At 33.9% G+C, this 25,108-nt stretch carries 20 protein-coding genes, 6 tRNA genes and 1 rRNA gene; 26 read left to right on the plus strand and 1 reads right to left on the minus strand.

Going from position 1 to position 25,108, the window contains the following annotated elements; genetic code table 11:
- Positions 1-13 precede the first annotated feature (13 nt).
- The 8 genes from rrf to HZR23_RS07115 all read left to right on the plus strand — a co-directional run bounded on the left by rrf (position 14) and on the right by HZR23_RS07115 (position 2,935).
- Positions 14-130, plus strand: a 5S ribosomal RNA gene (gene rrf / locus HZR23_RS07080).
- Between the two features lie 6 nt (positions 131-136).
- A tRNA-Glu gene (locus tag HZR23_RS07085) sits at positions 137-211 on the plus strand.
- 5 nt (positions 212-216) lie between these two features.
- Positions 217-292 (plus strand) — tRNA-Val (locus tag HZR23_RS07090).
- A 49-nt stretch (positions 293-341) separates the two neighbouring features.
- Positions 342-419 (plus strand) — tRNA-Asp (locus HZR23_RS07095).
- A gap of 31 nt (positions 420-450) precedes the next feature.
- A tRNA-Thr gene (locus tag HZR23_RS07100) sits at positions 451-525 on the plus strand.
- A gap of 8 nt (positions 526-533) precedes the next feature.
- A tRNA-Tyr gene (locus HZR23_RS07105) sits at positions 534-618 on the plus strand.
- A gap of 16 nt (positions 619-634) precedes the next feature.
- Positions 635-717: transfer RNA gene (locus HZR23_RS07110), tRNA-Leu, on the plus strand.
- Between the two features lie 298 nt (positions 718-1,015).
- Positions 1,016-2,935, plus strand: a complete 1,920-nt coding sequence (locus tag HZR23_RS07115; RefSeq protein ID WP_132848670.1) for a flavocytochrome c — start codon at positions 1,016-1,018, stop codon at positions 2,933-2,935.
- A 65-nt stretch (positions 2,936-3,000) separates the two neighbouring features.
- Here the strand turns inward: HZR23_RS07115 and HZR23_RS07120 are convergent, their stop codons facing one another.
- Positions 3,001-4,209: an argininosuccinate synthase gene (locus HZR23_RS07120; RefSeq protein WP_132848671.1), complete on the minus strand. Its 1,209-nt coding sequence runs from the start codon at positions 4,207-4,209 to the stop codon at positions 3,001-3,003.
- Between the two features lie 148 nt (positions 4,210-4,357).
- Here HZR23_RS07120 and HZR23_RS07125 point away from each other — a divergent pair, with 148 nt between their 5' ends.
- The 18 genes from HZR23_RS07125 to HZR23_RS07205 all read left to right on the plus strand — a co-directional run bounded on the left by HZR23_RS07125 (position 4,358) and on the right by HZR23_RS07205 (position 25,069).
- On the plus strand, positions 4,358-4,519 hold the full coding sequence (locus tag HZR23_RS07125) for a hypothetical protein (protein ID WP_213050344.1): 162 nt from the start codon (positions 4,358-4,360) through the stop codon (positions 4,517-4,519).
- A 289-nt stretch (positions 4,520-4,808) separates the two neighbouring features.
- Positions 4,809-5,972 (plus strand): glucose 1-dehydrogenase, encoded by a 1,164-nt coding sequence (locus HZR23_RS07130; protein WP_132848672.1) that lies wholly within the window; start codon positions 4,809-4,811, stop codon positions 5,970-5,972.
- Between the two features lie 188 nt (positions 5,973-6,160).
- Complete coding sequence (cdaA, locus tag HZR23_RS07135) at positions 6,161-6,988, plus strand: diadenylate cyclase CdaA (protein ID WP_132848673.1); 828 nt, start codon at positions 6,161-6,163, stop codon at positions 6,986-6,988.
- Positions 6,981-8,210: a CdaR family protein gene (locus tag HZR23_RS07140; protein WP_132848674.1), complete on the plus strand. Its 1,230-nt coding sequence runs from the start codon at positions 6,981-6,983 to the stop codon at positions 8,208-8,210. Before cdaA ends, HZR23_RS07140 begins: the two co-directional genes overlap by 8 nt.
- A 162-nt stretch (positions 8,211-8,372) precedes the next feature.
- The gene (gene buk / locus HZR23_RS07145) at positions 8,373-9,458 is read left to right on the plus strand and encodes a butyrate kinase (RefSeq protein ID WP_132848675.1); all 1,086 of its coding nucleotides are present in this window, start codon (positions 8,373-8,375) and stop codon (positions 9,456-9,458) included.
- A 41-nt stretch (positions 9,459-9,499) separates the two neighbouring features.
- Complete coding sequence (gene buk / locus HZR23_RS07150; protein ID WP_132848676.1) at positions 9,500-10,576, plus strand: butyrate kinase; 1,077 nt, start codon at positions 9,500-9,502, stop codon at positions 10,574-10,576.
- Between the two features lie 9 nt (positions 10,577-10,585).
- On the plus strand, positions 10,586-11,257 hold the full coding sequence (locus HZR23_RS07155) for a P-loop NTPase family protein (protein ID WP_132848677.1): 672 nt from the start codon (positions 10,586-10,588) through the stop codon (positions 11,255-11,257).
- A 30-nt stretch (positions 11,258-11,287) separates the two neighbouring features.
- Positions 11,288-11,527 carry a 4Fe-4S dicluster domain-containing protein gene (locus tag HZR23_RS07160; protein WP_132848678.1) on the plus strand — a complete coding sequence of 80 codons (240 nt, stop codon included), beginning with the start codon at positions 11,288-11,290 and terminating at the stop codon, positions 11,525-11,527.
- 30 nt (positions 11,528-11,557) lie between these two features.
- Positions 11,558-12,619 carry a 3-methyl-2-oxobutanoate dehydrogenase subunit VorB gene (locus HZR23_RS07165; RefSeq protein WP_132848679.1) on the plus strand — a complete coding sequence of 354 codons (1,062 nt, stop codon included), beginning with the start codon at positions 11,558-11,560 and terminating at the stop codon, positions 12,617-12,619.
- Positions 12,619-13,365, plus strand: coding sequence for a thiamine pyrophosphate-dependent enzyme (locus tag HZR23_RS07170; RefSeq protein ID WP_132848680.1), 747 nt, complete (start codon positions 12,619-12,621; stop codon positions 13,363-13,365). Before HZR23_RS07165 ends, HZR23_RS07170 begins: the two co-directional genes overlap by 1 nt.
- Before the next feature lies 1 nt (position 13,366).
- On the plus strand, positions 13,367-13,909 hold the full coding sequence (locus tag HZR23_RS07175) for a 2-oxoacid:acceptor oxidoreductase family protein (protein ID WP_132848681.1): 543 nt from the start codon (positions 13,367-13,369) through the stop codon (positions 13,907-13,909).
- A gap of 148 nt (positions 13,910-14,057) precedes the next feature.
- Positions 14,058-15,404 (plus strand): phosphoglucosamine mutase, encoded by a 1,347-nt coding sequence (glmM, locus tag HZR23_RS07180; RefSeq protein WP_132848682.1) that lies wholly within the window; start codon positions 14,058-14,060, stop codon positions 15,402-15,404.
- Positions 15,405-15,763: 359 nt separating this feature from the next.
- Positions 15,764-17,590 (plus strand): glutamine--fructose-6-phosphate transaminase (isomerizing), encoded by a 1,827-nt coding sequence (gene glmS / locus HZR23_RS07185; protein ID WP_132848683.1) that lies wholly within the window; start codon positions 15,764-15,766, stop codon positions 17,588-17,590.
- Positions 17,591-18,247: 657 nt separating this feature from the next.
- Positions 18,248-18,814, plus strand: a complete 567-nt coding sequence (locus HZR23_RS07190) for a tyrosine-type recombinase/integrase (protein ID WP_132848684.1) — start codon at positions 18,248-18,250, stop codon at positions 18,812-18,814.
- A 141-nt stretch (positions 18,815-18,955) separates the two neighbouring features.
- Entirely contained in the window at positions 18,956-19,090 is a 135-nt protein-coding gene (locus HZR23_RS18015) for a type I restriction-modification system subunit M N-terminal domain-containing protein (RefSeq protein WP_243098232.1), read from the plus strand.
- Positions 19,091-19,185: 95 nt separating this feature from the next.
- On the plus strand, positions 19,186-20,733 hold the full coding sequence (locus HZR23_RS07195) for a type I restriction-modification system subunit M (protein WP_132848685.1): 1,548 nt from the start codon (positions 19,186-19,188) through the stop codon (positions 20,731-20,733).
- Entirely contained in the window at positions 20,730-21,968 is a 1,239-nt protein-coding gene (locus HZR23_RS16930) for a restriction endonuclease subunit S (protein ID WP_132848686.1), read from the plus strand. The genes HZR23_RS07195 and HZR23_RS16930 overlap by 4 nt, the downstream gene beginning before the upstream one ends.
- A 2-nt stretch (positions 21,969-21,970) precedes the next feature.
- Complete coding sequence (locus HZR23_RS07205; protein WP_132848687.1) at positions 21,971-25,069, plus strand: type I restriction endonuclease subunit R; 3,099 nt, start codon at positions 21,971-21,973, stop codon at positions 25,067-25,069.
- Positions 25,070-25,108 lie beyond the last annotated feature (39 nt).

Here is a 25,108-nt window from a genome sequence, read left to right on the forward strand (position 1 = left end):
AACACTCTCAATAAATCGTGACAATAGCGAAGGGGTCACACCTGTTCCCATACCGAACACAGAAGTTAAGCCCTTCAGCGCCGATGGTACTTGGCGGGCAGCCGCCTGGGAGAGTAGGTCGTTGCGGTTTAAATATGGCCCCTTGGTCAAGCGGTCAAGACACCGCCCTTTCACGGCGGTAACAGGGGTTCGATTCCCCTAGGGGTCACCAAATATGGGCGCATAGCTCAGCTGGGAGAGCACCTGCCTTACAAGCAGGGGGTCACAGGTTCAAGTCCTGTTGCGCCCACCAAAACAAAGCTAAGATAAAATCTTAGCTTAATATTTTATTACTGAATAATGGCCCGGTAGTTCAGTTTGGTTAGAATGCCAGCCTGTCACGCTGGAGGTCGAGGGTTCGAGCCCCTTCCGGGTCGCCATTAAAAAAACAAAAGAAGTAACATTAAACACGCTGGCGTGGCTCAAAGGTAGAGCAGCTGACTTGTAATCAGCAGGTTGTAGGTTCGATTCCTATCGCCAGCTCCATAAAAAATGGAGGGATTCCCGAGTGGCCAAAGGGGGCAGACTGTAAATCTGTTATCGACGATTTCGAAGGTTCGAATCCTTCTCCCTCCACCATTTTAATTATATATATGCGGGTGTGGCGGAATTGGCAGACGCACTAGACTTAGGATCTAGCGGGCGACCGTGGGGGTTCAAGTCCCTCCACCCGCACCATAAAAAAACCATAGATTATTTAATCTATGGTTTTTTTTATGGTGAAATAATTTTAGTATTGTAAAACTTAATTATTATCTTGAGATTATGTCGTATTTATAACTTAACATGGAATAAATGTAAAATAATAACATAAGTATATAGTGTAGAACATAGATAAAAAATTAACAAACAGGAAGTGGTTAAAATATGCTTGCTAAAGTATATATTTATGACCCATAGGGATTTAACGGTTACCCAACCTTTGTTTTTAAATATTTAGTTGATACTCTAAATAATATTAGGAGGTATAGTCTCTATGAAAAGAGAGATTAAATTGATGTCCATACTGATTACCATTCTACTTATAATTTCGTTAGCTGCTTGTTCTAATCAAAATACGAATAGTGCTAATACTAGTAGTCCAAAGATGAAAGCAGGCGAATATATAGTTGAAGTTAATGGATTTAAGCCAATGAAAGTAAAAGTAACTTTAAGCGATACCTCGATTAAGGCTGTGGAAGTAGTATCTCATTCTGAGACACCTAATGTATCTGATGTGGCTTTGAAAGAAATACCCAAAAATATAATTGAAAAACAATCTATCGGTATTGATACAATATCAGGCGCAACAATGACTAGTTCAGCCATTATTAGTGCAGTAACTTTAGCAATAGAAAAAGCAGGTGGACAATCAAGTGAGTTTAACATTAAAAATGTTGCTGACGGAAGTGATAGTATTAATAGTCGTCCCCCAATGGGTACGAAAGATTTACCTCAGACTTGGGATTTAACATATGATGTAGTAGTAGTAGGCGGTGGATTTGCAGGATTAGCTGCTGCTTATGAGACCTCAACTTTAGGAGCCGAAACGTTACTAATTGACAAAATGCCTGTTCTTGGTGGGAACTCCCAAATAAACGGAGGGGTATATGCATCGTATACAAGTAAAATAGCAGATGAATTATATAAAAAACTGAATCTAACACCGGATAGTGCCCAGAAGCATATTGAAGATACTATTAAAGGTGGAGACTATATGAATGATACTAAGTTAGTTAAAAACTTAGTATACGGAGCTCCATATTTTCTAAATTTAATGCTAGATAATGGTTTAGAGGTGAGAGAGTCAATTACACGCCCTGGTGGTCATTATGGTTATCGTACTTACACAACGAAGAATGGTATTGGTGCTGATATAGTAGCAGTTCAAAAGAAAATACTAGCAGATACGTCTACAACAGTAATGCTAAATACAGAAATGGTGCAAATTTATCGTGAGACAACAGGTGAACAAAGAGTAATTGGTATAAAAGTTAAAACAAAGGATGGGCTTATGAGTGTTAAAGCAAACAAGGGTGTGATTCTTGCTACTGGTGGATTTGGAGGCAATGTTGAGATGCGCTCTAAACATGTACCAGGCTTAACTGCGGACATACCAACAACTAATCATGTGGGTGCCACTGGAGAAGGGATTATTATGGCACAAGAGATAGGTGCAAATACAACTCAGATGTCATATATTCAGCTATACCCTTTTGCTGACCCAAATAATGGTGTACTTGATGCAACAGCCGTAATACCATTCAGTGGACCAAGTTCAGGTATTGTGTATGTGGACGTTAATGGTAAAAGATATGTAAATGAGGGTGAACGACGGGATGTTTGTTCTAGAGCTGCTCAGGAGAGTGGGGGATTCCCAACATTTTCAATATTCGGTCAAGAAATTGTTGAAAAAGGTGGCTTTATTTCTGAAACTCAATTATCTAGCGGAATAGAATCAGATAGAATATTTAAAGCTAGTACTCTAGAGGAGTTAGTTAGTATTATAAATACTCATCAGTACAAAGGACAGAGCATAAGCATGTCTGCTCAGACTTTAGTTAGTACTATTAAAAATCATAATAGTTATGTTGAGGCAGGTAAAGATCCCGAATTTAACAAGAAAATAGATAAGGGTGTAATGCTTAAAATAGATAAGGGCCCTTACTATGCAATACCACAATGGCCGTCTGTTCATCATACTATGGGTGGCTTAACAATAAATGAAAGAACGGAAGTTCAAGATATTTGGGGTGAAATTATCCCTGGTTTCTATGCTGCAGGTGAGGTTGTAGGTGGAGTTCATGGAACAAATCGTCTTGGATCAAATGCTATTCCTGATGCGGCCGTTCACGGTATAATTGCAGGTAGAGTAGCTGTTAATGGAACCGTGCCGGATTTTATACCAAAGGAGTAGACTAATTTAATAAGGGAAGAATTTGCAAAACCTCTCATCTAGCTGATGAGAGGTTTTTATAATTCTTATTTTTTATTTTTTTCATTCATAATTGCTCTAATTTTTAATGGAAGTGCAAATAGATTAATAAATCCTTCTGCATCTTTTTGATTATATACTTCGTCTGCACCAAAAGTAACAAACTCTTCATTGTATAATGAGTATGGAGATGAAGCTCCAACTACTGTACAATTACCTTTATAAAGTTTAACTCTTACTTTACCAGTTACAGTCTGAGAAAGACTATCTACGAACTGATCAAGAGCTTCTCTTAAAGGTGTAAACCATAAACCATCATATACAAGTTGTCCGTAATTTTCAGATACAATTTTCTTAAAGCTCATTGTCATCCTATCTAATGTAAGTTTCTCTAGGCTTCTGTGTGCTTGGAACAATACTGTTCCACCAGGAGTTTCATAAACCCCTCTTGATTTCATCCCTACTAAACGGTTTTCAACAATATCAATTACACCCACACCATTTGCTCCAGCAACTTTGTTTAGAGTTTCTACAATAGCTAAAGGTGATAGTTTTTCACCATCTACTGCTACTGGTACTCCATTAAGGAATTCAACTTCAACATATGTAGGGCTATCTGGTGCTTTTTCTGGTGGAACAGTAAGTTGATATATTTCTGAATCATGCTCATTCCATGGATCTTCTAAGTTTCCACCCTCATGGCTTAAGTGCCATACATTTTGATCTCTGCTATATATATTCTTCTTAGTTACAGTTATAGGAATATTGTTTTGTGTTGCATAATCAATACAATCTTCTCTTGATTTTAAGTCCCATATTCTCCATGGAGCAATAATTTTTAAATTTGGATTTAATGCTTTTATAGTTGCTTCGAAACGAACTTGGTCATTACCTTTACCTGTAGCTCCGTGTGAGATAGCAACAGCGCCCTCTTTTTCAGCAATTTCTACAAGTTTTTGAGCTATTAATGGTCTTGCAAAGGAAGTACCTAATAAATAATCATCTTCATATGTTGCACCAGCTTTTAATGTAGGAAAAATATAATCTGAAACAAATTCTTCCTTGGCATCTATAACATACGCTTTAACAGCACCTGTCTTAAGAGCTTTTTCCTCTACAGAGCTATAATCATCCCCTTGTCCAACATCTATACATACAGCGATTACTTCATATTGATATGTATTTTCTAACCATTTTAATATAACGGATGTGTCTAGTCCGCCAGAATAAGCTAAAACAACTTTTTCTTTACTCATATTACAATCCTCCCAAATAAATGTTTAATATACTATATAATTATAAACACAAATGCATAAATATGCAATACTATTCATAAAATCATGGCACAATAATTTTGGTAAATGAATATTATATAATAACTAATTAACTAAAGGGGGTACTAATATGACTAATACCCATAAAAAGAGCAAGAAAAGTTTATTGTTTTTCTTTATATTGCTTGCTCTAGTGTTATTAGAAGGGCCTTTGTTCGAGAAGGGAGACACTAGTCTATTATTTTTCTACTTAATATTAATAATTATTTTTAGTAGATATTATGGCAAATAGGGTAAATAATGAAAGGTGATTAGTTTCTACTAGTCATCTATTTTATTATATAATATATTTTAATATAGAGCGATAAATAATGGTATAATTTGTTTAAAGATAATAGCATTTAATTGTCATATTATATATATATTTCCCTAAACTATTAAGTAATATAGCTTGATTTTATGATTTGTGATTAAAATATTAATTTATATTTTATTCAGGTGTTATGTACAATATTTATTTAAGGTATATTTTTTGAGATATTATGAATATTTTAATATTTTAATTGGGAGATAGGGTATAGATGGGGTATAAAAGAAATAGACTACTATATTTGATATTAATAGCTATTGTAATTATATTAGGACTAGGTAGCAGAAGCTATTCACATATATTTCCCCATAAGTTAAACCTATATTTAGGAGATTGTCTATGGGCTATATTAATTTTCTTTATTGTGGGATTTATATTAAAAAATAAACCCATAAAAGCAGTTGGGATTATAGCTTGGGTATTTTGTATAATTATAGAAATTTCACAGTTATATCAAAGAGAGTGGATTAATGCCATAAGAAATACAAGAATCGGAGGACTAGTTTTAGGCTATGGGTTTCTCTGGAGCGATATTGTTGCATATACAATAGCCATAGTAATTGCAGTAATATTAGAGATGGTTGTTTTGAATTACAAGAAAATACCTACTATAGTTTTTAAGGAGGATTTTATGAAGTTTAGGGATAAGATCGTAATTGTAACGGGCAGTGGGAAGGGCATTGGTAAGTCAATCGCACAGTTATATGGGGAAGCTGGAGCAAAAGTTATAATTGCAGAGAAAAATGAAAATAATGGTAAAGAAGTAGAGGGAAATATAATAAAAAATGGTGGAGAGAGTATTTTTATTAAAACAGATGTTAGTATTCCTAATGATATTATAAATCTAGTTTCTGAAGTAGATAGAATGTTTGGACGAATAGATATTTTAATTAATAATGCAGGGATTTCCAAATGGAATTCACCATATAGTTTAGAGATAGAAGAATGGGAATATATTATAAATACAAATCTTCGAAGCGTTTTTCTCTGTACCCGTGAAGTAGCAAAAGTAATGAGAAAAAGTGGTGGTGCTATAGTAAACATTTCATCTACCAGGGCAATTATGTCTGAACCAAATAGTGAAGCATATGCAGCGTCTAAGGGAGGAATAGTATCTTTAACTCATGCCTTTGCAGCCTCTCTATCAAAGGATAAAATAAGAGTTAATTGCATTAGTCCAGGCTGGATAGAAATTGAAGATTATAATAAATTAACGGAAACAGATCATCTGCTACACCTGTCAGGACGAGTAGGAATACCAGAGGATATTGCTTCTGCATGTTTGTTTTTAACTAGTGATGAAAATAGCTTTATTAACGGTACTAATATAGTAATAGATGGTGGAATGACAAAAAAGATGATTTATGAGCAGTAGTTCTAAATAATTGGGTATAGGAAGATAAAATGTACAATTTTAATAAATTTTGAATTGCTATAATTTGTAAATATAGTTTATACTAAGTTATAGACTTTTTTAAATATAAAAAAACCTAGAAGGGTTTTTTTAATTGTTATTGAAATAAAATATATATTCACTGATATTCTAACTTAAGAGGTGTTTGGATGGAAGATTTGATGAGAATTTTTTTAAATATCCGTATTAGGGACATTTTAGATATAGCAATAGTTGCATTTGTATTCTATAAGCTTTATATGTTGATTCGGGAAACTAGAGCAGAGCAATTAATAAAGGGTATAATAGTATTACTATTGGCTACACAAATAAGCGAATGGCTTCAGTTGTACGTAATAAACTGGATTCTTAGAAATACAATGACCGTTGGTTTAATAGCCCTATTAATTGTTTTTCAACCAGAGTTAAGAAGAGCATTAGAGTATATAGGCAGAACAAAATTTCTTACAAAATCTATTATTGATATAGAGCATGAAGAAATGAATATGGTTGTTGAGGAAATTGTTGAAGCAGTAGCATCTTTATCAAGACAAAAGATAGGTGCTTTAATTGTACTTGAAAAGCAAACGGGACTTAACGAAGTAGTAGAGACTGGGACTGTAATCAGTGGTAGGGTTTCTAGAGGATTATTGATTAATATATTTATGCCAAACACACCTTTACACGATGGAGCACTTGTAATAAGAAAGACGACTATATTAGCTGCAGGATGCTTTTTGCCATTAACAGAAAATCCTAATTTAAGTAAAGAATTAGGTACTAGACATAGGGCAGGTTTAGGGATAACAGAAAGATCCGATTCAATAGTTGTTATAGTATCCGAGGAAACGGGTGCTATTTCTGTTGCTGAAAACGGTAAACTTACAAGATTTTTAGATATTATTACATTAAGAGTACGCCTAATAAACAGTTTTAAAAAGGTAGAAAGTAAACAATGGCAGTTTTTAAAATTTAAAAGGGGGAATAAGCGTGAGTAAAGTATACAAAAAAAATCTACCTCCGAAAATTATTGCTATTCTATTTTCCTTACTGCTATGGGTATATGTGATGAGTGCAATAAATCCTAGAATAACTAGTGATATTTCAAATATTAGTATTCAGTTAATAAATTTAGATGAGATAAGGCAACAGGGTTTAGTAATTGTTGGAGAACCAGCTTATAATGTAAGAGTTAGACTTAATGGTAGAAGAGATGAGGTTCAGAGAATATCCCGTGAACAAATTGTTGCAAAAGTAGATTTAAAGGGCTATAGAGTTGGTACAAATAATATTCCAGTAGAAGTATTTGTTGATGGACAAGTGGATGTAGATTTTACACCAAAGTTTATAACCGTAGAGCTAGAGGAAGTTGTCAGGAGACAAAAAGAAGTTGATATTATTATAGAAGGTAATCCTAGTGAAGGATATGTTGTTGGACAGTTAGAGTTTAAGCCAACTTTAGTTTGGGTAGAAGGTCCAGAAAGTGTTGTAAACCAAGTTAATAAAGTTATTGGAAGATTAGAGTTAGAAAATGAAACTGAAAATGTTGTCCAGAGCTTAGCTTTGAAGGCAGTAACAAGTAGAGGTGTTGAGGTTCAAAACGTGAATGTCCAAACACAGTTTGCAGATGTTGTATTGACAATAGATCAATTAAAGAAAATAGAAATTGTACCTAAAGTTACTTTTAATGCAGCACCAGGGTATATTATTAAAAATACATATCTAGAGCCTGAAAGTATTTTTGTTAAGGGGCAAGGGAATCTTTTAGCAAATCTTGTTTCAGTAAATACAGAAACAAGAGTAATAAATAATGTAACGGAAAATATGCAAGTTGCAGTGCCACTAGAACTTCCAGATGGAATAACTGTATTTGATACTGATATGGTTAAAGCTAATGTAATAGTTGATAGAATTGTTGAAAAAAGATATGATTATAGTAAAGAAGAAATAGTTATAAATAACATTCAAAGCGGTCTTGTTGTAGATGCCAATAGTTTGCCAGATAGTATTGAAGTAAAATTAGTTGCTGGAGAAAGTACAATACAATCTATAGATGGTGGAGGGCTTCGGGTGATTTTAGATGTAGCTGGATTACAAGTTGGGAACCATAATGTTAGACCTGTTGTTAATGTACAAAATAATTTAGAAAAGGAAATTAAAGAGATTGTAATTAACCCACAAAGTATTAATATTAGGATTACGTCTAAGGGGACGGATTGAATAAAAGAATTGTGTGATTTTTCACGCAATTCTTTTATTTATATTGGAAATATATTTTGAAATGTATATTTATATAATTTAAATACAGGGTATTAATATATAGAAATTTTAAATTAAGAAATAATAAAAATTATAGTATTTATAACAAAAGGAGGAAAATTAATGTCAAAGTATGTACTGGCAATAAATCCAGGGTCAACATCAACTAAAGTAGCTATTTTCGAAGCCTATGAATTAATTAATGAAAAAAATCTAAATCATTCTACAGAGGAACTAGAAAAATTTAAAAAAATCACGGATCAATATGATTTAAGAAAAGATTTAATTTTAGAATGGCTAGAAGAAATTAATATAAATATAGATGATTTGAAGGCAATAGTGGGCAGAGGTGGGCTTTTAAGACCTATGCCTGGGGGTACATATGAAATCACTGAACCTATGCTAGAAGATTTAAAAATTGGAATACAGGGTGAGCATGCTTCAAATCTAGGGGGGTTAATTGCAAATTCGATTGCAAAGATGGGAGATATCAAAGCCTATATAGTTGATCCAGTGGCAGTTGATGAATTTGATGATGTAGCAAGAATCTCCGGAATACCAGAAATTGAGCGCCGATCTTTAGGTCATGCGTTAAATATAAAGGCGGTGGGACATAGGGTTGCAACAGAGTTAAATAAGAGATTTAACGATGCGAGTTTAATAATTGCACACTTAGGCGGTGGAATTTCAGTTGCCCCAGTTCAAAAGGGAAGAATTTTAGATTATAATAACGCAAATGAAATGGGACCATTTTCCCCTGAAAGAACAGGGAGTTTACCCGTTGGAGATTTAGCAAATCTCTGTTTTTCGGGAAAATATACATACAGTGAAATGAAAGTAAAATTAAGAGGCAAAGGTGGATTAACTGCGTATTTAGGTACTAATGATGGAAGAGAAGTTCAAAAAATGATTGATAGTGGAGATGAGAGGGCAAAATTAATATATGAAGCCATGGGATATCAAATAGCAAAAGAAATTGGAGCTATGGCAACGGTTCTTAAAGGAGATATTGATGCTATTGTACTTACGGGAGGGCTTGCATATTCTAAAAAATTAGTAGAATTTATTAGTCCAATGATTGACTTTATTGCCCCAGTTATTTTAAAGCCTGGTGGAGATGAAATGGTTGCTTTAAATGAAGGTACACAAAGGGTATTAATCGGGGATGAAGTGGCCAAAATTTATGAAAATGAAGTGGTATTTAGATAAATATAATTATAAAAAATCAAATGACTTTGAGGAGGTACTATATGAATCAAGTATATAGAATATTATCAATTAACCCAGGATCTACATCAACAAAAATAGCTGTTTTTGACAATGACCAATTGGTTTTCGAAAGGGTACTTAGACATTCTTCTGAGGAAATTGGACAGTTCAATAGTATTTGCAAGCAGTTTTCCTTTAGAAAAAATGTAATTTTAGAAAGTGTAAAAGAAGAAGGTGTGGAATTAGATAGTTTATCTGCTGTTGTTGGTAGAGGTGGCCTATTAAAGTCTATACCTGGTGGAACTTATAAAGTTAATGAAAGAATGTTAGAGGATTTACGTATTGGAATTCAAGGTCAGCATGCATCTAATTTAGGTGGAATTTTAGCATATGAAATTGCTGAGGAATTAAAAATTCCATCATACATAGTAGATCCAGTTGTAGTAGACGAAATGAAAGATATAGCTAGAATATCCGGTATGCCAGAGATTGAAAGAAAAAGTATATTTCATGCCTTAAATCAAAAAGCTATAGGCAGAAAGGCTGCTAGTGATCTAGGAAAAACATATGAGAGCAGTAATTTAATAGTAGCACACCTTGGTGGAGGTATTACAGTAGGTGCCCATGAGAATGGTAAAGTAATCGATGTTAATAATGGGCTAGATGGGGAAGGTCCTTTTTCGCCTGAAAGAGCAGGTGGATTACCTACTGGAGATTTAGCAAAACTTTGCTATTCAGGTCAATATACATTGAATGAAATTAAGCAAAAAATTGTAGGTAAAGGTGGATTAGTCGCATATTTAAATACAAATGATGGAAGAGAAGTTGGAAAGATGATAGAAGAAGGTAATAAAGAGGCTGAATTGATATACGAAGCTATGGCATATCAAGTGGCTAAAGAAATAGGCAGCTGTGCTGCTGTTCTTAAAGGAAAGATAGATGCAATTGTTTTGACTGGCGGTATAGCTTATGATAAAAGATTTACTGGTTGGATTAATGAAAGGGTATCCTTCCTAGGAGATGTTTTAATATATCCAGGAGAGGATGAAATGATTGCGCTAGCAGAAGGTGGTTTAAGGGTATTAAGAGGAGAAGAAGAAGCTAAAATTTATCAATAGGGTGATTAAATGATTAATGACCGAAGAATAAGAGTGATTGTTGGACACTACGGTAGTGGAAAAACAGAATTTGCAGTTAATTACGTTGTAAATTTATCAAAGTTAAATAAAAAAGTAGCTCTAGCAGACCTAGATATAGTTAATCCTTACTTTAGAAGTAGAGAAAAAGAAAGTATTTTGCAAGAGTACGGAATAAAGGTTATTTCAAGCAATGTAAAAGGCTTAAACTCAGATTTGCCAGCAGTTACAGGTGAAGTTTTAGGGCCATTACAGGATAAAAGCTATGATGTTGTTTTAGATGTAGGTGGCGATTCAGTAGGTGCCAGGTCTCTAGTTAGATATACGGAGTATTTTACTTCTGAAGATTATGATATGTTTTTAGTCATTAATGGGAACCGTGGAGAGACAACATCTGTAGAAGGTGTATTAAAGCATATTGATTCTATTGAAGCAGTTTGTCAAGTAAGAGTAACCGGCATTATTAATAATACTCACCTTTTAAGGCATACTACGGTGGAAGATGTACTTAGAGGTCAAGAGCTTTGCCTAAAAGTATCTAGGAAAAGAAATATTCCAATTAAGTATGTCTGTGCAATTGAACCAATAATCAATAGGCTACCAAAAGATATAGAAGGTTCACTATTTCCTATAAAAATGTTTATGAGAGAAGACTGGATGTAGATCGAATATTACAATGAAGGAGGGGTTAAAATGGCGAAGGTTAAAGGTAGAGTTACTTTTGATGAGAATCGTTGTAAGGGTTGTGAATTATGCACAACTGTTTGTCCTGTTAAAATAGTAAAAATGGATCGTAAACGGATAAATATTAAAGGGTATCATCCAGCAAAGGTAGATGAAATGGAGAAGTGTATTGCCTGTCAAAACTGTGCTACAATTTGCCCAGACGTCGTTATTACCGTAGAAAAGGACGCAGATGAAAAAGAAGAGTAAACATCTAATAAGTTGAAGGGAGGAATTGTTATGGTAAAGATATTGATGAAGGGAAATGAAGCGATAGGTGCAGCGGCTATTAAGGCTGGTTGTAAATTCTTTTTCGGTTATCCGATTACACCTCAAAATGAATTACCCGAATTTATGTCTAGGGAATTACCAAAAATAAATGGTGTATTTGTTCAAGCAGAATCCGAAATCTCAGCTATTAACATGGTATATGGAGCAGCAGGTGCCGGGTTTAGGGTTATGACATCATCATCGTCTCCGGGTTTGGCTCTAAAGCAAGAGGGTATCTCATATATAGCTGGGGCAGAATTACCATGCGTTATTGTAAATATAAGCAGGGGTGGTCCTGGATTAGGAGGTATTCAACCATCCCAAGCAGATTATTATATGTGTACTAGAGGTGGCGGAAATGGGGACTATAGACATATAGTTTACGCACCTGCAACACTCCAAGAAGCTGTTGATTTAACTATTGAGGCCTTTGATGTAGCTGATTACTATAGAAACCCTGTTATGATTTTAGGTGATGGTATGATAGGGCAAATGATGGAACCTGTAGAATTTAGAGAACCTAAAAAAAGAGAGTTACCGCTGAAGTGTTGGGCGACAGATGGAACTGAGGGAAAAAGAAACCCGAATATTATAAGCTCCCTTTTCTTAGATCCTGCTGAACTTGAAAAACATAATTTCAAACTCGACAAAAAGTATAAGGATATGGAAGAGAATGAAGTACGTTATGAAATGTATATGGTGGAAGATGCTGAAATAGTAATTATTGCATATGGTACTACATCAAGAATTACTAGAAATGTAGTTGATGCCCTAAGAAATGAAAATATTAAAGTAGGGCTAATAAGACCTATAACAATATGGCCTTTTCCTAATAAAGCATTTAAAGAAATCTCGAGCTCAACCAAAGCTATTTTAACTGTTGAAATGAGTATGGGTCAGATGATAGATGACGTTAAGATTGCAAATGAAGGAAGATTACCAGTTCATTTCTATGGCCGGGCTGGGGGTATGATTCCAACTCCTGATGCAATTATAGGGAAAGTAAGGGAAATTATGGGGGGTGACAAATAATGACTGTAGTATTTCAAAGAACTAAAGGGTTAACTGATAAGCAGTTTCATTATTGCCCAGGCTGTACTCATGGTGTTATTCATAGATTGGTAGGAGAAGTTTTGGAGGAACTTAACATAGTAGGAAAATCTATCGGTGTAGCTCCTGTTGGATGTTCCGTATTAGCTTATGATTATTTCAATTGCGATATGCATGAAGCTGCCCATGGTAGAGCACCAGCTGTGGCTACAGGTATTAAAAGAACTAGACCTGATAATGTAGTATTTACATATCAAGGGGATGGGGATTTAGCGTCTATCGGTACAGCTGAAATCGTGCACGCTGCCCATAGGAGCGAGAAATTTACAACTATATTTGTAAACAATGCAATATATGGTATGACAGGAGGCCAAATGGCGCCTACTACTTTAATAGGGCAAAAATCAACAACTTCTCCGGAAGGTAGAGATTTAATTACTACAGGTATGCCTTTAAGAGTAGCAGAAATGATGGCTACTATTGAAGGAGCGGTCTTTGTAGAAAGAGTATCTGTGCATAATGTACCCCATATAAGAAAAGCTAAAAAGGCAATAAAGAAGGCTTTTGAGGTACAATTAGCAGGAATAGGCTTTGGGATAGTAGAAATATTATCAACTTGCCCTACAAATTGGGGCATGACACCGGTGGATTCGTTAAAATGGTTAGAACAGAACATGATACCTTATTATCCTTTAGGTAATTTTAGAACACCAGAGGAGGTTAGATAATATGGCAACAGAAAAGGTTATAATAGCTGGCTTTGGTGGTCAAGGGGTTATGTCAATGGGGCAGTTATTATCTTATGCTGGAATGGTAGAGAACAAAAATGTATCTTGGCTACCTTCCTATGGTCCAGAGATGAGAGGTGGAACAGCTAACTGTAATGTGATAGTTTCTGATAGTCAGGTTGGTTCACCAATTATTACAGGAGATGCCACTACTGCTATAGTAATGAACCTCCCATCCTTATTGAAGTTTGAAAAAAGTATTATACCTGGTGGAATGATTCTAATCAATGAGTCGTTAATTGAAAATAAGGCTTCTAGAGAGGACATTACTGCTTACTATATACCAGCAAATGAAATAGCAAATGAACTTGGGAATAGTAAGGTTGCAAATATGGTAATGTTAGGTTCTTTTATTGAAATAACAAAGATTGTTTCAATTGATACAGTAATAGATGCGCTTAAAAAGGTTTACGAGGGAAAAGAAGAATTAGTACCCCTTAATGTGAAGGCTTTAGAAAAGGGAGCAGAATCTGTAAAAAAATAGTTAATTCAGAAGAAGAAAAAAGATATAAACTATGATATAATAATAAAGTTAGAGGAAGGATATATTTTATCCTTCCTTTTTTGAATCATATATATATATTAACATAAAATATTATAGACATATTATGTTGAAGGGAGTATAGTTACACATGGGAAAATTATTTGGGACAGATGGTGTCAGGGGGATAGCGAACAAAGATTTAACTCCAGAATTAGCCTATTCGCTAGGGAGAGTAGGAGCGCATGTATTATTAAAAAATATGGAAAACCTTAAAGTTGTCATAGGTAAAGATACTAGAATATCAGGTGATTTACTAGAACAATCAATAACAGCTGGATTTTTATCTATGGGTGTTAATGTAATAAGTCTAGGTGTAATACCAACACCTGCTGTTGCCCATCTAACTAGGCATTTAGAAGCAGACTGTGGTGTAATGATATCAGCATCCCATAATCCCTCAGAATATAATGGTATAAAGTTTTTTACTAAAGAAGGCTATAAGTTACCTGATGAAGTTGAAGATGAAATGGAAAAATATATTTTAGAGAATATTGAAATAGAAGTAAGGCCAATAGGCGAAAATGTAGGAACTTATTCAAAGCTAGATAATGCCTTAGAATTATATGGTGATTATTTAAAGACTACACTAAAGTATGATTTCAAGGGTATGAAAATTGCTATGGACCCAGGTAATGGAGCTGCATATGAAATAGCCCCTCAAATATTTAGGGAATTAGGTGCAGAAGTATTTGTTATAAATGATCAGCCTAATGGAATAAATATTAATTTAGATTGTGGATCAACTCATCCCGAGGAGGTTCAGAAATTAGTAAAGGAATACGGAGCAGATATTGGATTGGCCTTTGATGGCGATGCTGACCGTTTAATAGCAGTAGATAATGAGTGTCAAATTGTTGACGGTGATCATATACTAACAATATGCGGTACTTTTTTAAAGAAGCTAGGACAGTTGAAGAAAGGTACAGTAGTGGCAACTGTAATGAGTAATATAGGTTTGGACATAGCTATGAAAGATCAGGGATGCCATGTAGTGAAAACCAAAGTAGGAGATAGATATGTACTTGAAGAAATGCTTAATAAAGGGTATGCTTTAGGAGGAGAACAATCAGGTCATATAATTTTCTTAGATTATAACACTACTGGAGATGGTTTGTTAACTGCCCTTAAACTTGTAGAAACTGTAAAAAGTGAAAAGAAAACATTATCTGAATTATCGAATATGATGATATCATATCCACAGATCTTGGTTAATGCAAAAGTAAAAAATGAAAATAAAGAAGCATATATAAACGATGAAATAATAATGAAAGAAATTAATAATATTGAATCAATGTTAGAAGGCCAAGGTAGAGTACTTATAAGGCCCTCGGGTACTGAACCTTTAGTAAGAGTAATGCTAGAAGGAAAAGACCAAAATCAATTGAATGAATTAGCTAATAAATTAGCTAATTTAATAGAAGAAAGACTAAGCTAATATTTATTATGGGGCTTTTAGTGAAAAAAGCCCCATTGAATATAATGAAAGGGGAGGATATATGAGAGAATTAAACAAAAAAACTAAATGAAAGCGCCAGAACTTAAACAAATTTAAATGTTTAAGTTGACGAGGAACAGGGTTAATCGAGGTTTCGGCGGATGCCCTGCGGTGTCACCACCGTTAAAGAATCTACAAAGCTCTCAAGTGATTGAGAGTACAAAATGATTCAGGTGAGGTCTGTAAATAATGTGTATCATTATGTAGAGGCCTGTTTTACTATTGTCTTTTTTATTTTGGATATTTGGTAAGTTTTTCGATAAAAATAAAATTATAGATTATTCGGAAGGAGTATATATATGTGCGGTATAGTTGGATATATTGGTCGTAATGAAGCAACACCTATTTTAATAGAGGGGCTAGAAAAACTTGAATATAGAGGCTATGACTCAGCTGGAGTTGCGGTTTATAATAATGATGAAATTACAGTTAGAAAATTTAAAGGAAGATTGAAAGTTTTAGAGGAGAATTTAAATGTTGAACCACTTAAAGGAACTCTAGGTATAGGGCACACTCGTTGGGCAACTCATGGTGAACCAAATGATGTAAATGCTCATCCTCACACTAACGTAAAGGGTGACATTGCTGTTGTACACAATGGTATAATCGAAAACTATTTAAAGCTTAAGGATTGGTTAATTAAAGAAGGAAAAGTATTTATATCAGAGACAGATACAGAAGTAATTGCACATCTAATTGACTATTACTACGAGGGTAACTTAGTTGATGCGGTGCAAAAGGCTGTAAGAAGAATGGAAGGGGCATATGCCATCGGTGTTATCAGTAAAAAAAATCCTGATAAACTAGTTGCTGTTCGTAAAGACAGTCCTCTTGTTGTCGGGGTTGGTGAAGGAGAAAATTTCATTGCATCTGATATTCCAGCTTTACTAAAATACACTAGAAAAGTATATTTTTTAGAAGATGGAGAGATGGTTATTTTAGATGAGGACAATATACAAATTCTAAATGAATTTGGGGTCGAAGTTAAAAAGGAAATCTTCGAAGTTACATGGGACGTTGAGTCTGCCGAAAAGGGTGGATACGAACACTTTATGATAAAAGAGATTCATGAGCAGCCAAAGGCAATAAAAGATACTTTATCCCCTAGATTAGGTGTGAATAATGAAATAGAACTTGATAATATAAAATTATCTAAGGAAGATTTAGAGAAGATAAATAAAGTTGTAATTGTGGCATGTGGCACAGCATATCATGCTGGTTTAGTTGGAAGGTATGCTATTGAGAAATTTGCTAAAATTCCAGTAGAAACAGATGTAGCATCTGAGTTTAGATATAGAGATCCATTTGTGGATGACAAAACACTATTTATAGCAGTGAGCCAGTCAGGAGAAACAGCTGATACTTTAGCAGCCTTAAGAGAAGCTAAAGGCAAAGGTGCAAGAGTTTTAGCTGTAACAAATGTAGTAGGTAGTAGAATTTCAAGAGAGGCTGATGATGTATTCTATACATGGGCAGGACCTGAAATAGCGGTAGCATCAACAAAAGCATATACTACTCAGTTGGTTGCGATGTATTTAATTGCTTTAAATATGGGTATTAAGAAAGGAACAATTAGTAAAGAGAAATATAACGAAATTCTAGAGGAACTAAAAACATATCAACAGAAGGTAGAAAAGCTTGTTGAAACAAAGGAACAAATCCAAGAATTGGCTAACAGACAGTTTAATAACCAAAACGTATTCTATATAGGTAGAGGCATAGATGATCATGTTGGAAAAGAAGGATCTTTAAAACTTAAAGAGATTTCATATATCCATTCAGAGGCAATAGCGGCTGGAGAACTTAAACATGGTACTATTGCACTTATTGAACAGGGTACTTTAGTTATTGCTTTAGCAACACAAGAACATCTCTTTGATAAAATGCTATCTAATATTAAAGAAGTTAAGGCAAGAGGTGCGTATGTAATAGCAGTTGCTAAGGAAGGAAATGAAGAAATTGAAGAAGCTGCAGATGCGGTTATATATATACCTAATACATTAGATGAACTAACTCCAATTCTTTCAGTAATACCACTTCAACTTCTAGCTTATTATATCGCAGTAACAAGAGGCTGTGATGTTGATAAACCAAAGAATCTTGCAAAATCTGTAACGGTTGAGTAAAGATTATAAAACAAGAAGAAAAATGTGTTGTTGTAAAATAAAGTTGGTAAACGGAAAATAAAGTTGGTAAACGGAAAATAAAGTTGGTAAACGAAAAATAAAGTTGGTAAAATCACGAGTATATATAAATACAAATGAATTTTAATACACTTTAGCATTCAAACCGATATATATTATTGTTCTTAATAATAAATCCCGTGGTAATTTAGGCATTCCTAATTTTCTACGGGTTTTTTATTTAAATTTTCTTAAAATCATCAACATAGAAGAAGTGATGTAAGATAAATAATTTGTTACTTTTGTTTCATGTGATTATGGTATACAATATCCATGGTATCGGGTAACAACCATGTGATGCGTATTAAAATAATGAACATAACAAATGGTTCGAATTTGAATGACTGAAGTGAAATTTTCACAGTGCAACTATTGATATAGTACAACAACATTTCAAGTAATTACATTTAATACATTAGAAAAATTTGATACAAATGCAATATATTGAATAAAATATTACATTGGTACAAATAGACCAATGCTTTGCAATAAGAGGATTTAATGCAATTATTGTCGAAAATCCTCGTTAATTTTCAATTCAAATGTAATGTTTTAAATAGTATAATTAAAAAATAGTACATCCTTACAGGAGGTGAAGATGTGACTGTAGAACCTATTAAAGACAAGAAGAAAATAGAAGCATTTCTTATTTATCTTAAAGGGAAGGCAGAGCGTGATTTTCTTTTAGCAAAATTTCAATTAAATACTGGTCTTAGAATTTCAGATGTAGTAGAAGTTAGAGTAGCTGATATATTTACCGATACATTAAACTTTAAGGACTACTTTATTCTTAGAGAGAGAAAGACAGCAAAAGAAAAAAAGATTAAGCTTAACCAAGAAATAAAGAAGGCTTTAAAGGCTTATGTAAAAAATGAAAAATTATCTAGTGGGGACTATTTATTTCAAAGTAGAAAAGGCGAAAACAATTACATTAGCGTCACCCAAGCTTATAGAATACTTAAAGAAGCTGCCAATGCTTTAGGAATAGAGAATTTTGGCACCCATAGTCTAAGGAAGAGCTGGGGGTTTTGGACCTATAAGGCTAGTAGATATAATATAGGATTGATTATGGATGTATTTAATCATAGTTCTCAGAAGATAACATTAAGGTACATAGGAATAGATCAAGAAGCTAAGGATGAGTTGTATTCTTTGGTGCAGTTTTAGTTATTTCAAATTAATAGGGGGAATAGCGATGGGTTAGCTATCCAGAGGTGCTGTTATTCTTTACATTATATATTTGGTTCGGCCTTAGTTTAATTACAACAAGTTATTTAATAAACAACTAAAAAATATAAAACAACTAGGATGTCTATCGTGAATAAACAAAAGGCAGCAACAAAAATATGGGAATTTGCAAATAAAATTCAATCCAAAATTGAAGCAAATGAATACAAAAATTATATCTTAGGCTTTATCTTCTGTTATCAAGTAAATTTATAAAAATTCTTGCAGGAAAAAAGCAGAACAAATAACAGAGCAAAATCGGACTTTTATAGGTTTCGATAATGCTAAATACAACAATTGGAGGTACGCAAATGACAAGTGCAGCACAACGCGCAGAATTACAATCTCAAATATGGAAAATAGCAAATGATGTCCGTGGTTCAGTAGACGGATGGGATTTCAAACAATATGTTTTAGGAACGCTTTTTTATAGATTTATAAGTGAGAATTTTTCTAACTATATAGAAGCTGGAGACGAGAGTATAAAGTATGCAGAGCTTCAAGATGATATTATAACTAATGAAATCAAAGATGATGCAATCAAGACAAAAGGTTATTTTATATATCCAAGCCAACTATTTGAAAATATTGCAAAGACTGCTAATACAAATGAAAGCTTGAATACTGATTTAGCAGCTATATTTTCTTCTATTGAAAGCTCGGCAAATGGATATCCCTCTGAAATGGATATAAAAGGATTATTTGCAGATTTTGATACTACTAGCAATAGACTAGGGAATACAGTAAAAGATAAAAACACTCGCCTAGCAGCAGTAATTAAAGGCGTTGCAGGGCTTAACTTTGGCGAATTTGAAGAAAATCAAATAGACCTATTCGGTGATGCTTATGAATTTTTAATATCTAATTATGCTGCCAATGCTGGTAAGTCTGGGGGAGAGTTCTTTACACCTCAGAGCGTATCTAGGCTTATAGCTAAGTTGGCAATTCATGGCCAATCATCAATCAACAAAATCTATGATCCGGCGGCTGGGTCTGGATCCTTATTGTTGCAAGCAAAAAAACAATTTGATGAACATATAATAGAAGATGGATTTTATGGTCAAGAAATAAATCATACAACATATAACCTTGCCCGTATGAATATGTTCTTACACAACATAAACTATGATAAATTTCATATAGCCCTTGGAAATACTCTTTTAGATCCTCACTATGGTGACGAAAAGCCTTTTGATGCAATAGTGTCTAACCCTCCATATTCAGTAAAATGGATAGGAAGTGATGACCCTACCCTTATAAACGATGATAGATTTGCACCGGCAGGAGTTCTAGCTCCAAAATCAAAAGCAGACTTTGCTTTTGTACTTCACTCACTGAGCTATCTATCAAGTAAAGGTAGAGCGGCTATAGTATGTTTTCCAGGAATATTCTATCGTGGTGGGGCAGAGCAGAAAATTAGAAAATATCTAATAGATAACAACTTTGTAGAGACAGTTATATCACTAGCACCAAACCTTTTCTTTGGAACGTCAATAGCTGTTAATATACTGGTCCTATCAAAACATAAAACTAATACCAAAACCCAATTTATAGATGCAAGTGGAGCAGATTTCTATAAAAAAGAAACTAATAATAACGTCCTAACAGAAAAACATATAGAAGAAATAATGACAATATTTGATACTAAAGAAGATATCCCACATGTTTCTGTATCTGTTGATTATGAATCTATACTAAATAATGATTACAACCTTTCAGTAAGCTCATATGTAGAAGCAAAAGACACAAGGGAAGTAATAGATATAAGTGAGTTAAATCAAGAAATAAAAACAACTGTAGCCAAAATAGACAAGCTTCGAACTGAGATTGATGAAATAATCGGGGTGATTGAGGGATGATAAAGTCAAATTTTATGGAAAAGTTGCTTGATGGGGTTGAGATTGAGTGGAAGGCTATTTGGGAAGTTACAACTTGGGATAAAAGGTTTAATGCAGTAAGTCGAGAAAAACAATCTAGGGTTATAAATTATTCATATTTATTGGCAGCAGAACTTTTTAAGCTAGAGCAAGAAGAGGGCGATGTATTTCTTCTATCTACAGGGGAACGGATAGGTTGGACAACTGAGGAACTAGCAGGTGATTACATTAGGGAAGGTGAAGTGGTAACTATTCCTTGGGGAAAATCTCGCCCCCTTAAAGATGTGCTTAAATACTATAAGGGGCGTTTCGTTACAGCTGATAACAGAATAGCAACATCTAGTAACACGGATATACTGTTAAATAAATTTTTGTATTATTGGTTACTGAACCAATCAGTAATTATAGATGGATTTTATAGAGGTTCTGGAATTCAACATCCAAATATGGCTTCAGTCCTTGATATGGAAATCCCTATCCCCCCTCTAAAAGTACAAGAAGAAATAGTTCGTATATTGGACGCCTTTACAGAGCTTACAGCAGAGCTTACAGCTCGTAAAAAGCAATATACTTATTACCGTGATAAGCTACTTAGTTTTGAAGAAGGGGAAGTTGAGTGGAAGGCGTTGGGGGAAGTTGGTGAGTTAGTTCGTGGGAACGGTTTACCAAAAACAGATTTTACAGAAATTGGAGTTCCAGCAATTCATTACGGCCAGATTTACACTTATTACGGAACATTTACGACAGAAACAAAATCTTTCGTTTCGTATGAGACGGCTAAAAAATTAAAAAAAGTTGATACTGGTGATGTTGTTATAACAAATACGAGTGAAAACTTAGAAGATGTTGGCAAAGCTGTTGTTTATCTTGGTAAAGTTCAAGCTGTTACTGGTGGGCACGCAACAATTTTTAAACCATCAAATCAGATTTTAGTCAAGTACTTTGCATATTTTACACAAACAGAAATGTTTGCAAGTCAGAAAAGAAAATATGCAAAAGGGACAAAGGTTATTGATGTTTCAGCTACTGATATGTCAAAAATAATAATCCCTATACCTACTCTCACCGAACAAGAACGCATAATATCTATCCTAGATAAATTCGATGCCTTAACATCATCCATCACTGAGGGTCTACCTCGTGAGATAGAGCTTCGACAAAAGCAATACGAATACTATAGAAATATGCTTCTTAGCTTTCCAAATCAGGAGGTTTAGCCATGGTAGAGTATAAAACTATTGCAGAGTCAAAAAAATTTATAGTTTTAGATAAATACGTAAAACTAGAACAACAAGGATTTGATTATCAAACAGAGTCAGATTTAGAAAGGGAGCTTATACAAGACTTAGTTAACCAGGGCTATGAATATGTAAAGGGATTAAATACTACTGAGAAGTTGTTATCTAATGTTCGTATTCAGTTAGAAGACCTTAATAAAGTTAAGTTTACAGATGTTGAGTGGGTTAGATTTTGTGAGCAGTTTTTAGATAAGCCTAGTGATAATCATATTGAAAAGACTAGAAAGATTCATAATGACTATATATTTGATTTTGTTTTTGATGATGGACATATTCAAAACATCTATTTAGTAGATAAGAAGAATATTGTAAGAAATAAAGTTCAGGTTATTTCTCAATTTGAGCAAAAAGGCTCTCATGCCAACAGATACGATGTAACTATTTTAATAAATGGCTTACCTCTAGTACAAGTAGAACTTAAAAAACGTGGGGTAGCTATACGTGAAGCCTTTAATCAAGTTCATAGATACAGTAAAGAGAGTTTTAATTCTGAGAACTCTTTATACAAGTACATTCAGATTTTTGTAATTTCTAATGGAACTGATAGTAGATATTTTGCTAATACTACCAAGCGTGATAAGAACAGCTTTGATTTTACTATGAACTGGGCAAAATCAGATAACACCCTTATTAAAGATCTAAAGGATTTTACCGCCACATTTTTTCAGAAAAATACTCTATTAAGCGTACTACTAAAATACTCAGTATTTGATACTAGTGATGTTCTTCTTATTATGCGTCCATACCAAATAGCTGCCACTGAGAGAATAATGTGGAAGATAGAAAGCTCATATCAAGCTAAGAAGTGGAGAACCACTGAAAGTGGTGGATATATATGGCACACTACAGGCTCAGGGAAGACTCTAACAAGTTTTAAAGCAGCTAGGCTAGCTACTGAACTTAGTTTTATCGACAAGGTATTTTTTGTAGTAGATAGAAAGGATTTAGACTATCAGACCATGAAGGAATATCAGCGTTTTTCTCCTGACAGTGTAAATGGCTCAGAAAACACAGTAGGACTAAAGCGAAATATCCAAAAAGATGACAACAAGATTATAGTTACTACCATTCAAAAGCTCAATAACTTAATGAAAAGTGAAGCAGACCTAGCTATATACGATAAGCAAGTGGTGTTTATTTTTGATGAAGCTCACCGCTCACAATTTGGGGAAGCTCAGAAGAATATAAATAAGAAGTTTAAAAAGTTCTATCAATTTGGATTTACAGGTACTCCTATATTCCCTGAAAATGCTCTAGGCTCTGAAACTACGGCTACTGTATTTGGTAGAGAGCTACATTCTTATGTGATCACTGATGCCATAAGAGATGAAAAGGTATTGAAATTCAAAGTAGACTATAATGATGTACGTCCTAAGTTCAAACATATAGAAACAGAACAAGATGAAAAGAAACTAACAGCTGCCGAAAATAAAGAAGCTCTCCTTCATCCTGTAAGAATTAAAGAAATATCCCAGTATATTCTTAATAATTTTAAAACAAAAACCCATAGATTAATTCCTAATGCAAAAGGTTTTAATGCTATGTTTGCAGTTAGTAGCGTAGACGCAGCGAAGCTATATTATGAAGCTCTAAATAACCTTCAAAAGGACAGTGAAAAACCCCTTAAGATAGCTACCATATTTTCATTTGCAGCTAATGAGGAGCAAAGTGCTATAGGGGAGATACTAGATGAAACCTTTGAGCCTTCAGCTATGGACTCTAGTGCAAAAGAGTTCTTAAGCTTGGCTATTAAAGATTATAATGCTATGTTCAAGACCAATTACAGCGTAGAAAGTAGTGAGTTTCAAAATTACTATCGTGATCTTGCCAAAAGAGTAAAAGAAAAACAAATTGATTTATTAATTGTTGTAGGGATGTTTTTGACAGGATTTGATGCCCCTACTTTAAATACTTTATTCGTGGACAAGAATCTTAAATATCATGGACTCATCCAAGCATATTCTAGGACGAACCGTATATATGATTCTACTAAAACTTTTGGTAATATTATTACCTTTAGAGATTTAGAAAAAGCAACTATAGATGCAATTACATTATTTGGGAATAAAAACACTAAAAATGTGGTTCTAGAAAAAAGTTATAAAGAATATATGGAGGGCTTTACAGATGTCACAACTGGAGAAGCTCGTAGAGGATATTTGGATGTAGTAAAAGAATTAAAAGAGAGATTCCCAGATATGGACAACATCAATACGGAAAAGGATAAAAAGGATTTTGCTAAGCTATTTGGAGAATATTTAAGAGTGGAAAACATTCTTCAAAATTATGATGAATTCACTGGATTAAAAGCAGTCCAAGAGCTAGATATTACTAATCCAGTAGAAGTAGAAAAATTCAAAGAGGTTTATTACCTAAGTGATGAAGAAATAAAAGCTATGAAAGAAATTGAAGTTCCAAGTGAAAGAATAATACAAGATTACCGCTCTACCTACAACGATATACGTGACTGGATAAGACGAGAAAAAGCCGGAGATGAAAAAGAAAAATCTACTATTGACTGGGATGATGTTGTATTTGAGGTAGACCTATTAAAATCCCAAGAAATAAATTTAGATTATATTCTGGAACTTATATTTGAACACAATAAAAAATCAAAAGATAAGGAAGAGCTAGTTGAAGATGTACGTAGACTTATTCGTTCTAGTGTGGGAAATCGTGCAAAAGAAAGTCTAGTAGTTGACTTTATAAACCAAACAGACCTAGACAAGATCAAGGATAAAGCAAGCATCATAGATGAATTCTTTGCATTTGCCCAAGCAGAGCAACAACGTGAGGCAGAAGAATTGATAAGTGAAGAAAAGCTTAATGAAGAGGCTGCGAAGAGATATATATTAAGTTCGTTAAAAAGAGAATATGCAAGTCAAAATGGAACAGAGCTTAATGAAATCCTACCTAAGATGAGTCCTCTTAATCCTCAGTACCTCACAAAAAAGCAGAGCGTATTTCAAAAGATAGCTGCCTTTGTAGATAAGTTTAAAGGCGTGGGTGGGAAAGTTTAATTTAAGGTGATTAAGTTTTTTGTATGAATATTCTTGTTT

The sequence above is a fragment of the Serpentinicella alkaliphila genome (genome assembly GCF_018141405.1).
GTDB classification, from domain to species: domain Bacteria; phylum Bacillota; class Clostridia; order Peptostreptococcales; family Natronincolaceae; genus Serpentinicella; species Serpentinicella alkaliphila.

What these genes read in the sequence shown, in the direction of transcription:
- HZR23_RS07115 (WP_132848670.1), top strand. Translation starts at nt 1,016, where the DNA reads ATGAAAAGAGAGATTAAATTGATGTCCATACTGATTACCATTCTACTT.
- HZR23_RS07120 (WP_132848671.1), bottom strand. Translation starts at nt 4,209, where the DNA reads ATGAGTAAAGAAAAAGTTGTTTTAGCTTATTCTGGCGGACTAGACACA.
- HZR23_RS07125 (WP_213050344.1), top strand. Translation starts at nt 4,358, where the DNA reads ATGACTAATACCCATAAAAAGAGCAAGAAAAGTTTATTGTTTTTCTTT.
- HZR23_RS07130 (WP_132848672.1), top strand. Translation starts at nt 4,809, where the DNA reads ATGGGGTATAAAAGAAATAGACTACTATATTTGATATTAATAGCTATT.
- cdaA (WP_132848673.1), top strand. Translation starts at nt 6,161, where the DNA reads ATGGAAGATTTGATGAGAATTTTTTTAAATATCCGTATTAGGGACATT.
- buk (WP_132848675.1), top strand. Translation starts at nt 8,373, where the DNA reads ATGTCAAAGTATGTACTGGCAATAAATCCAGGGTCAACATCAACTAAA.
- buk (WP_132848676.1), top strand. Translation starts at nt 9,500, where the DNA reads ATGAATCAAGTATATAGAATATTATCAATTAACCCAGGATCTACATCA.
- HZR23_RS07155 (WP_132848677.1), top strand. Translation starts at nt 10,586, where the DNA reads ATGATTAATGACCGAAGAATAAGAGTGATTGTTGGACACTACGGTAGT.
- HZR23_RS07160 (WP_132848678.1), top strand. Translation starts at nt 11,288, where the DNA reads ATGGCGAAGGTTAAAGGTAGAGTTACTTTTGATGAGAATCGTTGTAAG.
- HZR23_RS07165 (WP_132848679.1), top strand. Translation starts at nt 11,558, where the DNA reads ATGGTAAAGATATTGATGAAGGGAAATGAAGCGATAGGTGCAGCGGCT.
- HZR23_RS07170 (WP_132848680.1), top strand. Translation starts at nt 12,619, where the DNA reads ATGACTGTAGTATTTCAAAGAACTAAAGGGTTAACTGATAAGCAGTTT.
- HZR23_RS07175 (WP_132848681.1), top strand. Translation starts at nt 13,367, where the DNA reads ATGGCAACAGAAAAGGTTATAATAGCTGGCTTTGGTGGTCAAGGGGTT.
- glmM (WP_132848682.1), top strand. Translation starts at nt 14,058, where the DNA reads ATGGGAAAATTATTTGGGACAGATGGTGTCAGGGGGATAGCGAACAAA.
- glmS (WP_132848683.1), top strand. Translation starts at nt 15,764, where the DNA reads ATGTGCGGTATAGTTGGATATATTGGTCGTAATGAAGCAACACCTATT.
- HZR23_RS18015 (WP_243098232.1), top strand. Translation starts at nt 18,956, where the DNA reads ATGTCTATCGTGAATAAACAAAAGGCAGCAACAAAAATATGGGAATTT.
- HZR23_RS07195 (WP_132848685.1), top strand. Translation starts at nt 19,186, where the DNA reads ATGACAAGTGCAGCACAACGCGCAGAATTACAATCTCAAATATGGAAA.
- HZR23_RS16930 (WP_132848686.1), top strand. Translation starts at nt 20,730, where the DNA reads ATGATAAAGTCAAATTTTATGGAAAAGTTGCTTGATGGGGTTGAGATT.
- HZR23_RS07205 (WP_132848687.1), top strand. Translation starts at nt 21,971, where the DNA reads ATGGTAGAGTATAAAACTATTGCAGAGTCAAAAAAATTTATAGTTTTA.